Annotated in this window: 1 protein-coding gene; it reads left to right on the plus strand. The window is 55.7% G+C overall.

Annotation, left to right across the window (positions count from 1 at the left end):
* A partial coding sequence (locus AACW06_RS20485; protein ID WP_192076416.1) for an Ig-like domain-containing protein occupies nucleotides 1-255 on the plus strand: 255 nt, incomplete at both ends.

Here is a 255-nt window from a genome sequence, read left to right on the forward strand (position 1 = left end):
GTCAGCGTGGCCGAGAACAGTGATGGTTTTGAAACCAATGTCACGCTTCCAACGGGTGTGGAAGAAGGGGACACGGTGACGTTAACCATCACCAACCCAGATGGTAGCACCACGGAGCAAACCTACATCGTGACGGCGGCGGACCTTGCCAATGGCAGCGCGGACATCACCATTCCAAGTTTGACGGACGAGGGTGCTTACAGCGTCACCAGCAGTATCAGTGATGCAGCAGGTAATACCACCGCTGAAAGTGCG

This window comes from Vibrio sp. S12_S33, from assembly GCF_963889785.1.
Taxonomy (GTDB): Bacteria; Pseudomonadota; Gammaproteobacteria; order Enterobacterales; family Vibrionaceae; genus Vibrio; species Vibrio aestuarianus.